At 54.8% G+C, this 13,802-nt stretch carries 13 protein-coding genes; 7 read left to right on the top strand and 6 right to left on the bottom strand.

What is annotated here, in order from left to right; translation table 11 throughout:
* Positions 1-117: 117 nt before the first annotated feature.
* Positions 118-723, top strand: a complete 606-nt coding sequence (locus tag NYE92_RS03425; protein WP_194761433.1) for a sugar O-acetyltransferase — start codon at positions 118-120, stop codon at positions 721-723.
* Between the two features lie 395 nt (positions 724-1,118).
* Here the strand turns inward: NYE92_RS03425 and NYE92_RS03420 are convergent, their stop codons facing one another.
* Entirely contained in the window at positions 1,119-2,195 is a 1,077-nt protein-coding gene (locus tag NYE92_RS03420; protein ID WP_259018524.1) for a LacI family DNA-binding transcriptional regulator, read from the bottom strand.
* A 195-nt stretch (positions 2,196-2,390) separates the two neighbouring features.
* Between NYE92_RS03420 and NYE92_RS03415 the strand changes: the two genes are divergently transcribed.
* The 6 genes from NYE92_RS03415 to NYE92_RS03390 all read left to right on the top strand — a co-directional run bounded on the left by NYE92_RS03415 (position 2,391) and on the right by NYE92_RS03390 (position 8,466).
* Positions 2,391-3,212: an ABC transporter substrate-binding protein gene (locus NYE92_RS03415; RefSeq protein ID WP_014605854.1), complete on the top strand. Its 822-nt coding sequence runs from the start codon at positions 2,391-2,393 to the stop codon at positions 3,210-3,212.
* Between the two features lie 73 nt (positions 3,213-3,285).
* Entirely contained in the window at positions 3,286-4,092 is an 807-nt protein-coding gene (locus NYE92_RS03410) for an amino acid ABC transporter permease (RefSeq protein ID WP_014605855.1), read from the top strand.
* 1 nt (position 4,093) lies between these two features.
* Positions 4,094-4,840 carry an amino acid ABC transporter ATP-binding protein gene (locus NYE92_RS03405; protein WP_014605856.1) on the top strand — a complete coding sequence of 249 codons (747 nt, stop codon included), beginning with the start codon at positions 4,094-4,096 and terminating at the stop codon, positions 4,838-4,840.
* Positions 4,840-5,913 (top strand): Gfo/Idh/MocA family oxidoreductase, encoded by a 1,074-nt coding sequence (locus NYE92_RS03400; RefSeq protein WP_014605857.1) that lies wholly within the window; start codon positions 4,840-4,842, stop codon positions 5,911-5,913. The genes NYE92_RS03405 and NYE92_RS03400 overlap by 1 nt, the downstream gene beginning before the upstream one ends.
* Before the next feature lie 31 nt (positions 5,914-5,944).
* Positions 5,945-7,063: an FAD-binding oxidoreductase gene (locus NYE92_RS03395; protein ID WP_014605858.1), complete on the top strand. Its 1,119-nt coding sequence runs from the start codon at positions 5,945-5,947 to the stop codon at positions 7,061-7,063.
* A gap of 371 nt (positions 7,064-7,434) precedes the next feature.
* Entirely contained in the window at positions 7,435-8,466 is a 1,032-nt protein-coding gene (locus tag NYE92_RS03390; RefSeq protein ID WP_029568769.1) for an NADP-dependent oxidoreductase, read from the top strand.
* 49 nt (positions 8,467-8,515) lie between these two features.
* Here NYE92_RS03390 and NYE92_RS03385 read toward each other — a convergent pair whose 3' ends face one another.
* From NYE92_RS03385 to NYE92_RS03365, 5 genes are read right to left on the bottom strand one after another with little or no spacing between them, the layout of a single operon-like run.
* Entirely contained in the window at positions 8,516-9,373 is an 858-nt protein-coding gene (locus NYE92_RS03385) for a PfkB family carbohydrate kinase (RefSeq protein ID WP_029568768.1), read from the bottom strand.
* A 2-nt stretch (positions 9,374-9,375) separates the two neighbouring features.
* The gene (locus NYE92_RS03380; protein ID WP_014605861.1) at positions 9,376-10,233 is read right to left on the bottom strand and encodes a MurR/RpiR family transcriptional regulator; all 858 of its coding nucleotides are present in this window, start codon (positions 10,231-10,233) and stop codon (positions 9,376-9,378) included.
* Positions 10,233-11,204: an ABC transporter permease gene (locus NYE92_RS03375; RefSeq protein WP_014605862.1), complete on the bottom strand. Its 972-nt coding sequence runs from the start codon at positions 11,202-11,204 to the stop codon at positions 10,233-10,235. Before NYE92_RS03375 ends, NYE92_RS03380 begins: the two co-directional genes overlap by 1 nt.
* A gap of 29 nt (positions 11,205-11,233) precedes the next feature.
* Complete coding sequence (locus NYE92_RS03370) at positions 11,234-12,733, bottom strand: sugar ABC transporter ATP-binding protein (protein WP_259018521.1); 1,500 nt, start codon at positions 12,731-12,733, stop codon at positions 11,234-11,236.
* A gap of 16 nt (positions 12,734-12,749) precedes the next feature.
* A complete protein-coding gene (locus NYE92_RS03365; protein ID WP_259018520.1) occupies positions 12,750-13,790 on the bottom strand; it encodes a substrate-binding domain-containing protein in 1,041 nt (346 codons plus the stop codon).
* Positions 13,791-13,802 lie beyond the last annotated feature (12 nt).

The following is a 13,802-nucleotide window of genomic DNA, read 5'->3' as shown; positions in this document are numbered from 1 at the left end:
TGCGGTGCAACGTTATATCATTGGTGCTGCCAGGGTAGCCCTTTCGTCCCTGAGGCAATAAAAATTGAATACACTGTCTTCTGGACAACGATCTTCAAAAAAATCATAAGGAAGCCGATGAACGATGTAACCTGTGTACCTGATGGTGAGCTCTACGATGCCACTTACGATGAGCGCATTCTTCATCTCCGGGATCAGGCCAAGGCACTCTGTTATGACTATAACCTGAGTCGACCCGACAATAAGGAAGCGCGCCTGGCTATCCTGCAGCGGCTTCTTAAAAAGTGCGGCAACAACCCTGTTATTGAACCGCCTTTCTACTGTGACTATGGCGCTAACATCAGGGTTGGCGACAATTTTTATGCTAACCATCATCTTGTTATTCTTGATGGTGCGGACGTGGTGATCGGGGATAATGTTTTTCTCGCCCCAAACGTCGGTATTTATACCGCAGGCCATCCTCTGGATTCTGAACGCCGTAATCAGGGACTTGAATATGCGCTTCCCGTGACCATCGGCAATAATGTCTGGATCGGCGCAGGTGTCAGCATTGTTCCGGGCATTACCATCGGCAATGACGTTGTCATCGGTGCGGGAAGCGTCGTGGTCAAAGATATTCCGTCAGGCGTACTTGCTGCAGGCAACCCTTGTCGTATTATTCGCGAAATCAATGATGAAGACCGCGCCCGCACCGCATTTTGCCCAGGGAAAGCCCCAAGGTGAGATCGGCATTTTGCGTGATCGAACAGGAAATATTCCTAGGGCCGAACAGGTCAGTCAGGCCGGGAAGTCAAAACCAGGGCAGGCTATTGCCGGTATTGCACCAGCGTCCTGAGCAGCGACGCTGGAGAGGGCTTACTGGCGAGCCTGGGCCAGAAGATAAGCGAGGCTGCCGCAGTGCTTTCTGCACACTGTGGCTATTCGCCACTCTGATTCAGGCCTGACCGCGTCGGGAAAGCGGTAACACCGGCGAGGAATAACGATGCGTTTGTGCCAGGCGCCGATGTTGAGGTAAATCACGCGATAAACCGCCCCAGGGGCGTGCAGCTTTTAATGATAACCGCCAGGTCACGGCCTGGCGGTATCAGCGCGCGGCTTGTTCTTGACCGGCGTACAAATCAGTCAGCGGCCCGTTTTTTACCAATGGAGCCTCTCACGACCATCCAGCTTTCAAATACAGGTAGTGCTCCGGCGGGTTGCTGTCGAATGTGGCAAATCAATCTACGCGCAGCTTCCCTGCCCATCTCATAAACGGGCTGAGCCACGACCGTAAGTGCGGGCGTCATCAGTTCCGTCCAGGGAAAATCATCATACATGACGAAGGAGATATCCTCTGGCACGCGCAGCCCGCGCTTTGCCAAGCCGCGCAATATTCCCATGGCGATAAGATTGTCAGAAGCAATCAACGCGCTGGGCGGTTCAGGAAGGACGAACAGCTCCGTTAATAGTTGCTCAATACCGTCGTTGTTAATGGCATTCAGGCGAACCAACGCCGGATCCAGAACTTTTCCGGCTTCATGATGCGCATCGATCATTCCTTTTACACGTTGCGCGACGGGCGTCGGCCCCAGCGGCACGCTGTGGGAGTAAGCTGTAGCGATGCGCATACTCGAAAGATAAGCAATACGCTGGTGACCGGCGTTCAGTAGCAATTGCGTGGCCTCTTTCGCCACGGTCAAAAAGTTTGCCTGAATAGTTTCCACCTCCAGCCCTTCTACTGAGCGGTCAAACGTCATCAGTGCACGCCCTTCTGCCAGTACCTGCTTAAGATGGTCGTTATCATGGGACAGGGAGCTACAGGGGGCCACGATGATCCCATCGACCCGTTTATCCAGCATCACACGTACGGCTTCCCGCTCCTCTTCCACGGTTTCGTCGCTGTTACTCAGAAGCAAATGAAAACCCGCCTGGCGTGCAACGTCGGCCATACCGCGTAACGCCAGGCCAAAATGGGGGTTTTCGATATCGCCCACGATGACCCCAATCGTGTTTGAACGCCCGGTATTCATACTGCGCGCCAGCTCGTTTGGCCGGTAGCCCAGCGTTTCAGCCGCCTGGGTCACGCGGGTTTGCACCTCCTCGCTGACGGAACCGTAGCCCCCTAAGGCTCGCGCTGCCTGGGCTTTTGAAACGCCTGCCTGACGTGCGACATCCGCTACCGTCGCTCCCCGTAACGGGTGCTTTTTTGTTGTCATAATAAATTCGAATCACAAGTTGATAACATCTGGATTGACGCTGTTTAACGCGTGTGCTTAATATCATTGTATCCACTTGAGACCGGTCTCACAACATGTACCGGTCTTATTTCGCCCCTCACTGAGACCGGTCTCAAAATAACGTGACCGACTGAGTGGACTCTGACGTTTCACCTGCAAAATTGGAAGAGCTTTATGACATCGCATAAACGTTTTCCCCCTCTACCCGCAGCCCTGTTCGGCATGGCGTTAACGCTCTTAGCCAGCTTCAGCGCCCACGCGGCAAGTGATAATAATCCCTATGGCCTGATCGAACCGGGACAGCTGCGAGTCGCCAGCCTGGGGGATGCTAAGCCCTATACCTTTACTGATAAAAACGGCAACTTCACTGGATTTGACGTCGAATTTTTTAGAAATGTCGCCCATCGGATCGGTATCGATAAAGTGGACTTTGTCGGACAGGATTTCTCGGCCATCCTCCCTGCCGTTGCCAACGGGCAATATGACGCAGGCGTAGCCGCAATTGGCATCACGCCCGCCCGTGAAAAGACGGTCGATTTCTCAACAGGTTATCTGGCGGGTTACCTGACGGTGTTAACGCGTAAGGATTCCGGCGTGAAAAACGTTGAGACGCTGGCCCACAAGCGCCTCGGCGTCATTCAGGGAACGCTGCAGGAAAGCTATGCACTGCAGCACTTTACACAAACCGATCTGGTTCGCTTTCCCGATAACAACGCTGCCGTATCTGCGCTCAATAACGGCACGCTTGACGCCATGTTCCTGGATTACGAGGCCGCCAAAGATTATGCCACGCGCTTTTCCCTGGTGACCGCCGCTGACATCCCCTCTTTTGATGCGCCTGCTGGGGTGGCGATTGCGAAAAACAAACCCGCCTTCAAAGCGGCTCTGGATAAAGCCATTAAAGACGCAATGCAGGATGGCACCTGGAAGCAGCTTTATGAGAAGTGGTTCCCGGGTTCGCCGATGCCAAAACAGTATCTGCCTCAGCATCAATAATCCCCGCGCATCCTGTGCGTGTGAATGCATCCGGTGATGGGCTCGGCCTGTCACCCGCAACAGAGAGTCGGCTATGGATCTGATCACTATTCTTTCGCGTACCTTCTTCGATATCCCTGCGATGATGGACGTTCTGCCGCAGCTGCTGGCAACAGGTCTGGTTAATACCCTTATCATCTCAGTCGCGGCCACGCTGCTTGGCACCTTGTTTGGTCTGATCCTGGCGCTGATGGGGATCTCACCGTCGCGCTGGCTGCGCGTACCGGCCCGGCTTTATACCGATTTGTTTCGCGGCTTGCCCTCTATCCTCACCATTTTACTTATTGGTCAGGGGCTTGCGCGTTTCAGTTATCAGCTGTTCGGCCCCACGCCTTATCCACTCGGCATCTTTGCGCTGAGCCTGATCGCAAGTGCCTATATGGGCGAAATCTTTCGTTCAGGCATTCAGAGCATCGAACAGGGACAGATGGAAGCCTGTCGGGCGCTGGGGATGAGTTATGGCCGGGCAATGCGGCTGGTGATCATTCCACAGGGGATTCGGCGCGTACTGCCCGCCATCGTTAACCAGTTTATCGCCATCATCAAAGACTCTTCACTGGTCTATTTACTGGGGCTGATGAGCAGTCAGCGAGAGCTGTTCAGGGTTGGTCAGGACGCGGCAGTACTGAGCGGTAATCTTTCTCCCCTGATGCTGGCTGGCCTGTTTTATTTGGTGATTACCGTGCCACTCACCCATGCGGTAAACCATATTGATGTTCGTTACCGCACCGGACGCCGACGTGCTTCAGCTCCCCAAAGTGGTCTGAAGGAAATTGATGAAGTCGATGTGAAACGGGCGGTGGCACCCACGGCCTCGCTGACCAGCGGACAAGGACACTGATATGGCAACGTCTTCTGCTTTTCATGGTGCCAGCCTTGAGCTGCGTAACCTGACCCTGGCTTATGGCCCGATTGAAGTGCTACGCAATGTGTCGTTAACCATCGCGCCCGGCACCACCACCTGCATCATCGGCCCTTCCGGGTCGGGAAAGTCAACCTTGCTGCGGGGCATTAACCGGCTGCACGAACCCAAGAGCGGCGATGTGTTGCTTGCCGGCCGTTCGGTATTAAAGGACAAACCCGATGCACTGCGTTTACGCATCGGCATGGTGTTTCAACACTTTAACCTGTTTCCCGATCACAGCGCGCTGGAAAACGTGGCGCTGGCCCCCTGGAAAGTACAAGGCCGCTCTAAAGCGGAGGCACAGGCTATTGCCCTGCAACGTCTGGCCGAAGTGGGATTAGCGCAACGTACCGATCATCGCCCCCGCGACCTTTCCGGTGGTCAGCAACAACGTGTGGCTATCGCGCGTGCATTGGCGATGGAGCCCGAAGTGATGCTGTTTGATGAAGCAACCTCGGCGCTCGATCCGGAGCTGGTGAAAGGCGTCCTGACGTTAATGGCCGAACTCTGCCAGCGCGGCATGACGATGGTAGTAGTCACCCATGAAATGGGATTTGCCCGTCGGGTTGCCGATCAGGTGGTGTTTATGGATGAAGGCGAAATTGTCGAAGCCGGCACGCCCGAGCAACTGTTCGAACGTCCGCAGTCTGCACGTTTACAGCGTTTTTTATCGGAGGTGCTCTGATGGCACATCATCACGTTTCAGGCCCCGTTCGCACGGCGCTGGTGGGTTTTGGTATTGCGGGGAGTGTTTTTCACGCCCCGCTGATTTCGCATAATGCAGATTACCGGCTTGAGGTCATCGTCAGCCAGGATCCCCAACGCGTGGCAGCGGCACAGCAGCGCTATCCGCAGGCAAGAATAGTGCCGGACTGGCCCTCACTGCTGCAGCTTATCGACAGCGGAGAAGTCGCCCTGGACCTTGTTGTGCTGGCCACGCCTCCCGCCCAGCATCGCGATCAGGCTTTAGCGGCGATCCGCCGCGGTCTGCATCTGGTGGTGGACAAGCCCTTCGCCCCTGACGCGGCGGCGGCAGAGGCAATGATTGCCGCCGCCCGACAGGCCAATACGCGACTGACGGTCTTTCACAATCGCCGCTGGGATGGGGATTTTCTGACGCTTAAACATCTGGTGCAGGAAGCGGCATTTGGCACGGTTAGAAGTTTTGAGTCACGCTTTGAGTGGTGGCGACCTGAAGGCTTTGGTAACTGGCGTGACAGCGTTTCACTTGAACAAGGTGGCGGCCTGCTGCTGGATCTGGGCAGTCATCTGATTGACCAGGCCATGCAGTTATTTGGTCCCGTACAGGAAGCCAGTGCCGAGCTGGCCCGCTATTCAGGTCAGCAGTCGGACAGCGATGAAGATTGCTTTGTCTCCTTACTGCATAAAAACGGCGTACGTTCACGGTTGTGGATGAATGGTCAGGCCGCACTGAATGCGCCGCGCTTCCATCTGCTGGGCAGCAAACGCGGTTTTACCCACTGGGGGCTGGATAATCAGGAACCCCAGCTTGCCGCGGGCTTGTCACCAACTGACAGCCAGTACGGCGTTACGCCGCCCGAAAAATCTGCCAGAGCAGGCACAGCGGGCGAAAGCGATGCCGTTGTCATGCAACGCGGTAACTATCCTGCATTTTATCAGCTGCTTGCCCGGGCACTTTTACATGGCGGCCCTCTGCCTGTTGAGACGGATGAGGCGCTTGCGGTACTGAAGCTTATCGATCAACTCCATCGGCAAAACCACGTACGTTTGGCCTGACTGGCGAAACGTTTAACAGAAGGAATCAATGATGACTGAAAAATCTGAGGTCAAACGCGTTGTTGTGCTGGGCGGCGGTATCTTGGGTGTATCTGCAGCATGGCAACTGGTCAGCGCCGGGGCCAACGTCACGCTGGTCACCGAAGCCGAACTCTGTTCAGGTGCCTCGGGACGTTCACTGTCCTGGCTCAACTCTGCCGGTGAACGTTCGCAACCTTATCATGCGTTAAGAATGGCCGGTATTGATCGATACCGGACCCTGTTTGCGCGCTATCCCGATCGCGACTGGTTGCGTTTCGATGGCGCGCTGTTCTGGGCTGCAGACGATGATGCCGGGACAAAAGCACGCCATGATTATGAAAAAGCGCATGGCTACGCATCTCATCTTCTCGATCGAACCACAGTGAATCAGGTTGATCCTCAGGTGAACAGCACCGCGCTCGCCAGCGTAGCCATTGCTAATCCCGGTGAAGGTTGGGTCAGTCTGCCCCATCTTATGGACCATCTCATTGAGGCATTCAAGGCATCAGGAGGCGAAGTTATCGAGCACGCGGGAAAAGCAAGCGTGCTGACGGCCGCCGGACGGGCGACGGGCGTACGCAGCGAGAAACGGGGCGAATTCCATGCAGACCAGGTGCTCGTCGCCTGCGGCCCCTGGACACCAGAGGTCATTGCCCCGCTCGGGGTGCGTATTCCAAACGCGTCCCCTGTCTCCATGCTGGTCACCAGCACCGCACAGGATCATGCGCTGCAGGTGGTGATGAACACCCCACGTGCAGCAATACGGCCTAATCCGGGAAACACGCTGGCGGTCGATCATGACTGGTACGAAGAGGATATCGTTGCACATGCCGATGGTCAGTACAGTATTGATCAATCGGTTATCCGTGAGTTAATGACGGAGGCGGGGAAACTGATTGGCGATGGCGCATCGCTCGAAGCCAGAAGCTGGAAAATCGGGCTGAAGCCTGTTCCGGGTGATGGAGAACCCGTGGTGGGCGAATTAGAGAAAGTACCGGGATGTTTTGTCGCCTTCACCCATTCAGGCGCAACCCTGGCGCTGATCCTGGGCGAGCTTCTTACGGAAGAAATGCTCCACGGTGCGAAACATCCCATGCTTGCCGCTTTCCGCCCGGAAAGGTTCAGTTAAGCTTTCCGCCAGCGCCACGAAAGTTGTGGCGCTGCAGATCCCCTGCTCTCGCCGCTGTCGCTGATCATTCACCCCGGCACACGCGAAAGCCAATCCTGCAAAGGATGCGTTCGATGACGGCCGCCATCACCTCTTGCAAAAACAGCCGCCAACCGGCGCAGTGCACTCGCACCACCGCCTCCGCGCCGTGGATTCAGAGCAATCCGAATGCCCCGTAAAAGAGGCGCTGCGCTTAGTGGCGCGCCCTTCTGACCCTTTCCCGCCGGCAGGTTAACAGCCAGCAGGGTTAAGCATGCTTTTTTCACTCATCTACACTTTAGCCATTCATTCCCGGCAAGCCTCAGCGGTTTGCCCATGCAAAGGACGACACTATGACTGAACAATCGACAACAAATCACGCCTGGCTTTTGGCTTCACGCCCACAGGGTGAACCAACGGAAGATAATTTCCGTTATGTTGCGCAGCCAACGCCTGAGATCAAAGAGGGCGAGATCTTACTGCGGACGATTTATCTGTCACTCGACCCTTACATGCGTGGACGCATGGACGAGGGAAAATCTTACGCGCCACCGGCCGAGCTGGATCAGCCGATGGTGGGCGGTACGGTCTGTCAGGTCGTCGCATCAAAAAACGGTGAGTTTAAAGAAGGCGACTGGGTACTTTCACAGAGCGGCTGGCAGGAATATGCCGTTTCCAGGGGTAACGATGTTGCCCGCCTGGATAACGATCTGCCCCATCCTTCCTGGGCGCTGGGTATTCTCGGTATGCCCGGCTTTACGGCCTATATGGGGTTAATGGATATCGGTCAGCCGAAAAAAGGTGAAACCCTTGTGGTTGCCGCCGCAACGGGTCCAGTGGGCGCCACCGTGGGCCAGTTAGGTAAAATGAAAGGCTGCCGCGTGGTCGGCGTGGCTGGTGGTGAAGAGAAATGCCGCCATGCCGTTGAAAATCTGGGGTTCGATGCCTGTATCGATCACCACAGTCAGGACTTCGAAGAGCAGCTGAAAAACGCCTGCCCGGACGGTATTGATATCTATTTCGAAAACGTGGGCGGTAAAGTATTCGATGCCGTGTTCCCGCTGTTGAACACTGCCGCGCGCGTGCCGGTCTGTGGGCTGGTTTCCGCCTACAGCCAGAAAGAGCTGCCTGCCGGTCCGGACAGAACCTCGCTGATTATGGCAGGCATTCTGAAACGCCGTATTCGCATGCAGGGTTTCATTATTTTCCAGGACTACGGCGATCGCTACCCGGAGTTCCTGAAAGCCATGACCCCGCTGGTGGAGAGCAAGAAAATTCAGTATCGCGAGCACGTCATTGAGGGCCTGGAAAATGCCCCTAAAGCCTTTATTGATATGCTGAACGGCAAAAACTTTGGGAAAACGGTCGTTAAAGTGGCCTCGTAATCCCGCTCTGGCTGGCAAAATGCAACGTCACTGACGTTGCATTTTTTTATCAGGCCGGGCGGGAAACGTGATCTGCCGCCGCATTGTTGGCTTTAGCGACCGCGCCCGCGAGTTTATCGCCAGCGTTAAGCGACTGACACAGCACGCCCATGAAGCAGTCGCCCGCGCCATGGGTGCTGACCAGGGTGACCTGACGGGCAGGAAAAGCCTGCGTTTCCCCTGCTTCACTGAAGGCCACGCCGTGCTCTCCGGCAGTCACCACCACGCGGTCGAAACGCAGTGCCAGCTCTGCTGCAGCCTGCCTGGCTGAGGCCAGATCGGTCACCGAGATGCCAGTCATATCCCGGGCTTCAACCCCATTCACCACCAGCAAATCAATGCAGCGCGCAAATTCGGGAGAGAGTGGCCGGGCCGGTGCCGCATTAATGCACACCGGAATCTGCTGCTGCCGCGCCGCCTGCGCCGCGACCAGATTAATGGCTTCCGGCACCTCATTCTGCAGCACCAGCATCGACACATCCTGCCAGAAACCGGCCTGCATGAACGGCTCGGCAGCGATATGTAGATTGGCGTTGGACACCACCACCGCGCCGTAATCGCCTTCAGCATCGGTAATGGCAACGCTCATGCCAGACGCAATATCGTCAATCCTCGTGACCGCGTCGGTATTCACCCCTGCCTGGCGCAGCGTTTTCAGCAAAAACGCGCCCTGCTCATCGGCCCCTACCGCACCAATAAAACGGACATCTGCACCTGCTTTTGCGGCCGCTATCGCCTGATTGCCGCCCTTGCCCCCAAACTTGTAGTGGCAGGCGGTTCCCATAACCGTTTCGCCTTTTTCAGGCCGATGATGCGCATCCAGCATAATGTCGTAGTGAAGACTGCCGGTAACTGCAATTTTACTCATGCTCAGAATTCCCGCAGATCCTGAACCGCATGCTGGGTTTTCATCAGGTTTTTCTCCGCACGCGTTAAATCCTTTTTCGCGATGGCCACGAACAGCGCATCCAGTATATTCAGCTGGGCAATTCGTGATGCGGCATTTTCACCTAACAGATGCGATCCCTGAGAAGTTGAATTAAGTACCACATGCGCATGACGCGCAATAGGCGACTCGGCGTAATTCGTAATCACAATCACTCTGGCACCGTTACGTCCGGCTAATTTAACCGGATCGTTAACAGCACGCGTTGCACCGGAGTGACTAATCGCAATCACGACATCATCGTCAGATAACACGGCGGCAGACATCAGCATAATATGGGCGTCATCGTAGGCGGTGGACTTAATGCCGATCTTCAGCATCTTGTGGGAGAGATCGCGGGCAACCGTGGCCGATCCCCCTACCGCATAAAGATCAATATGACGCGCTTTAAAAATAATATCTGCTGCGCGGTTAAATTCAGATACATCTAAAATCGACAACGTTTCTTCAATAGCCTGAATAGATGTTCTGAAGACTTTTGCCAGTAATTGTTCCGATGAATCATCGGGCTCAATTTCCGCATGTAAACCTGCCACTTCAGAGGCGTTATAATAAATTAAACTGCTTCTGAAATTCCTGAACCCCGTGAAGTTAAGCTTTTTAGTGATCTTAACTATCATGGCTTCCGATACGCCGTTTTCCTGCGCAATCTCTTTTAAAGACGTGTGTTCGGTGATATCCGTTCTGGCAATGATTGCCTCAATGACTCGCCGTTCTAACGGCGTCAGTTGGGGTAATCGCATACGAATTTGAGCGCCAATGGCTCGCGGATCTTGCTTCATTACTTGCCTCGGGTCGCTCGGTCAATCAACATCGCTATGATAATAATAAGACCCGTAGCGAGCAATTGATAAAACGCCTGAATATTAAGCAAGGTCAGGCCGTTACGTAACGCCCCGAGAATAATCACGCCAATCAGGGTGCCAAAGATACTGCCTTTGCCGCCCATCAGTGACGCACCGCCGATGGCAGCGGCCGCAATGGCATCCAGCTCCCACAGGTTGCCGATGGTGGGTTCCGCCGCACCCAGACGGCCAATCAGAATCAGCGACGCCAGAGAGGCCAGCATGCCAGAGATCACGTAAACCGTGACTTTGGTACGTTTAACCGGCACACCTGCCACGCGGGCCGCTTCTTCATTACCGCCAATCGCCAGAATGTACTCTCCCAGCGGGGTTTTATTCATGACCGTCCAGAGGCACAGCGCAATCACGGCGACCACGACGATCGGCGTGGGCACGCCGAACACCGTGCTGTTGATCAGGCTACGGAACGACATGGGAATACCGAATACGGGATTACCGCCGGTGGAGATCAGCGCGATAGCACGAAACAGCGACAGGCCACCCAGCGTGACGATAAAGGGTTGCAGCCCGGCATAAGCGATAAGCGTCCCGCTAAATATCCCGCTGACTGCGCCGACGCAAAGCGTGGCCATGATGGCCAGCGGCACCGGCACGCCAGACACCATCAGCGTGGCGCCCAACACGGCAGAGAGCGCAGCCGTTGGCCCAACCGATAAATCAATTCCGCCTGAAATGATCACCAGCGTCATGCCCAGCGCAATTAAGGCATTAATGGAGGACTGCTGCAGAATATTGAGCAGATTCGGAACGGTAAAAAATACCGGCGACAGAAAAGAAAATGTCACCACAATAATCAGTAATCCAATTAACGTGCCGGCATCGCGCAGATTAAATTTTAACAGCGGTGAGGCGCGGCTCACCGGCTGCATGTTCGTTTCAGTCGTCATGGTTATCGCCTTTATATACAGGTATGAGATCAGGCAGTTTCAACATCTTTAATGGCAAAACGGGCAATATTGTCTTCGGTGATAGCCTCGCCCTTTAACTCTTTGGTTATTTTCCCTTCACGCATCACCAGTACACGATCGGAGATACGAATGATTTCCGTCATTTCCGATGAGACAACAATAATGGCTTTACCTGCCTTCGCCAGTCGTTCAATTAAATTATAGATTTCTGACTTGGCACCAATATCAATGCCGCGCGTGGGTTCATCGAATAAAAAGACTTTTGCGTCAGCGGCTACCCAGCGTCCGATAATGACTTTTTGTTGATTACCGCCACTGAGCGTACCGATGGTTTTTTCAATATCCATGGGGCGCAGTTTAAGATCGCTCATCACCTCATGTGCTGCCCTGTTTAACCGCTGTTTATTGATCACGCCGCCCAGGGTGAACTGACGCATGGACGGCAGCGCCATATTCATTTTCACCGGGCGGGCTTTAATGATCCCCTCTTTTTTACGATCTTCCGGCACCAGACCAATCCCCGCTTTTATGGCCGCGCTGATATTATGGTTTGGAACGGAATACCCATTGACCTTCACCGTGCCGCTGCTGCGCCTGTCGATACCGGCAATCAGCTTAAGCAACTCGGTCCGTCCTGCGCCGACCAGCCCCGCAATGCCCAACACTTCCCCGGCGTTGACGCTAAAATTAGCGGGCGATATTTCATTGCCACGCGCCAGATTTTCAACGCGTAATACTTCCTGAGCGGTGACAAAGGCGTTGTGATCGAGCCGTTCTATTTTGCGCCCGACCATTTTAGCCACGATGCTTTCTTCATCTTCATCGCAGATGTTCACCACCCCAACCTGTTTGCCATCGCGCATGATCGTCGCCCGATCACAGACTCTGAAAATCTCGTTCATCTTATGTGATACATAGATTAAAGAGACGCCCAGCGATTTGAGGTCGGCGATCAGTTCAGCCAGCCGGTCAAACTCGCGCGGCGTCAGACTGGAAGTTGGCTCATCCATCGCGATGATTTTGGCGTCATCCAGCAACGCACGGGCTATTTCGACAATCTGCTGCTGCGAAACCTTAAGATGTTTAATCGGGCTGTTGGGATCGATCGTCGGATCGAGCCGTTTCAGAATCAGCGCGGCACGCGACAGCTGGGCTTTTTTATCCACCCACCAGCCTTTTGCTTTGGTCAGTGGGCGGCCCAGAAACATATTCTGCGCGACCGAGAGCTCTGGAACATGCTGCAGTTCCTGATGGATCATCGCGATCCCCGCATGACGCGCGCTGAGTGGGCTTTTCATCTGCACCGTCTGGCTGTTGACGCTGATTTCGCCACTGTCCGCGCCGCGCACGCCGGAGAGAATGTTTAACAGCGTAGATTTGCCCGCGCCATTCTCACCGATCAAGGCATGCACTTCACCGGGCTTCACAAAAAAGTCGACATTTTGTAAAGCTGCGGCGCTGCCGTAGGTTTTGTTGATGCCGCGCATCATTAAACGATACTGTTCCATACGCTCTCCGCCAGGCTTACTGTTTAGCTAACAGTTGACGCAGCTTTTCCATGTCCTGAGTGGAAAACGCATCCGCATTCTCTTTGATGATCAGCGCCTGCGGTGTGGACACCACGCGTGAGATTTTCTGGCCGTTAATCAAACGCAGCATCACATCCATCGCCACTTCACCCGTCAGCACCGGGAAGCTGTCCACGGTACCGGTCAGTTCGCCGCGCTTGATGGAGGCATAGGCATCGGAGATCCCATCGGTTCCGAATACGGCCACCTGTTTGGCTTTGTCCATGGCGCGTACCGCTTCCACCACGCCCAGCGCCATCGTGTCGTTATTGGCATAAAAACCGATCAGGTCAGGATGCTGTTGCAGGATAGTGCTCGCCGCATTAAAGGCCTGCTCACGACTCCAGTTAGCCGGTACGCTGGCCACCACATTGAATTTGCCGTTGGCCTTGAGCGTTTCTTTAAAGCCGCTGGTGCGCTGACCGGCAGCATAGACGCCAGGCTGTCCTTCGATCACCGCAACCTTGCCGCCCTGCGGATGGTGCTCAATAAACCATTTCGCTACGCGCACGCCGTTGTCTTTCTGGACATTACCGACGTAGTGTTCCGCATTCGGCATCACCGCGTCATTGACGTTCACAACCGGGATTTTTTTACTGTTGGCGCTTTCCAGTGCAGGCTCAAGGTTAATGTCGGTTTGCGGAGAGACCAGCAGGCCGTTATAGCCCTGAGAAATCATGGTTTCGGCAATCGACAACTGGCCCAGTTGATCGTCTTCATTTGCCGCAGCCTGATAAGCCACGGTGATGCCATATTTTTTGGCGGCGTTCTGGTAGCCTTCGCCCAGCAAACGCCAGTATTCATTGGTCAGGGTTTTGGATACGCCACCGATTTTGAGCGATTTATCGACTTTCGGCATCGCGCCATAGCGACTGTCGAGCGTTGACCAGTCGGTGCGGTCCTGTTCCGTGTCGGACTTAAGCGGTGCCAGATCGGCGGCATAAACGCTGGCACACAAGAGCGATGAAGCGATAACGGCGAGTAAACGTTTTTTCATTTTTTCAGCCTT

The sequence above is a fragment of the Pantoea sp. B566 genome, from assembly GCF_024793925.1.
GTDB classification, from domain to species: Bacteria; Pseudomonadota; Gammaproteobacteria; order Enterobacterales; family Enterobacteriaceae; genus Pantoea; species Pantoea ananatis.
This window is presented reverse-complemented; position numbering and strand designations above follow the sequence as displayed.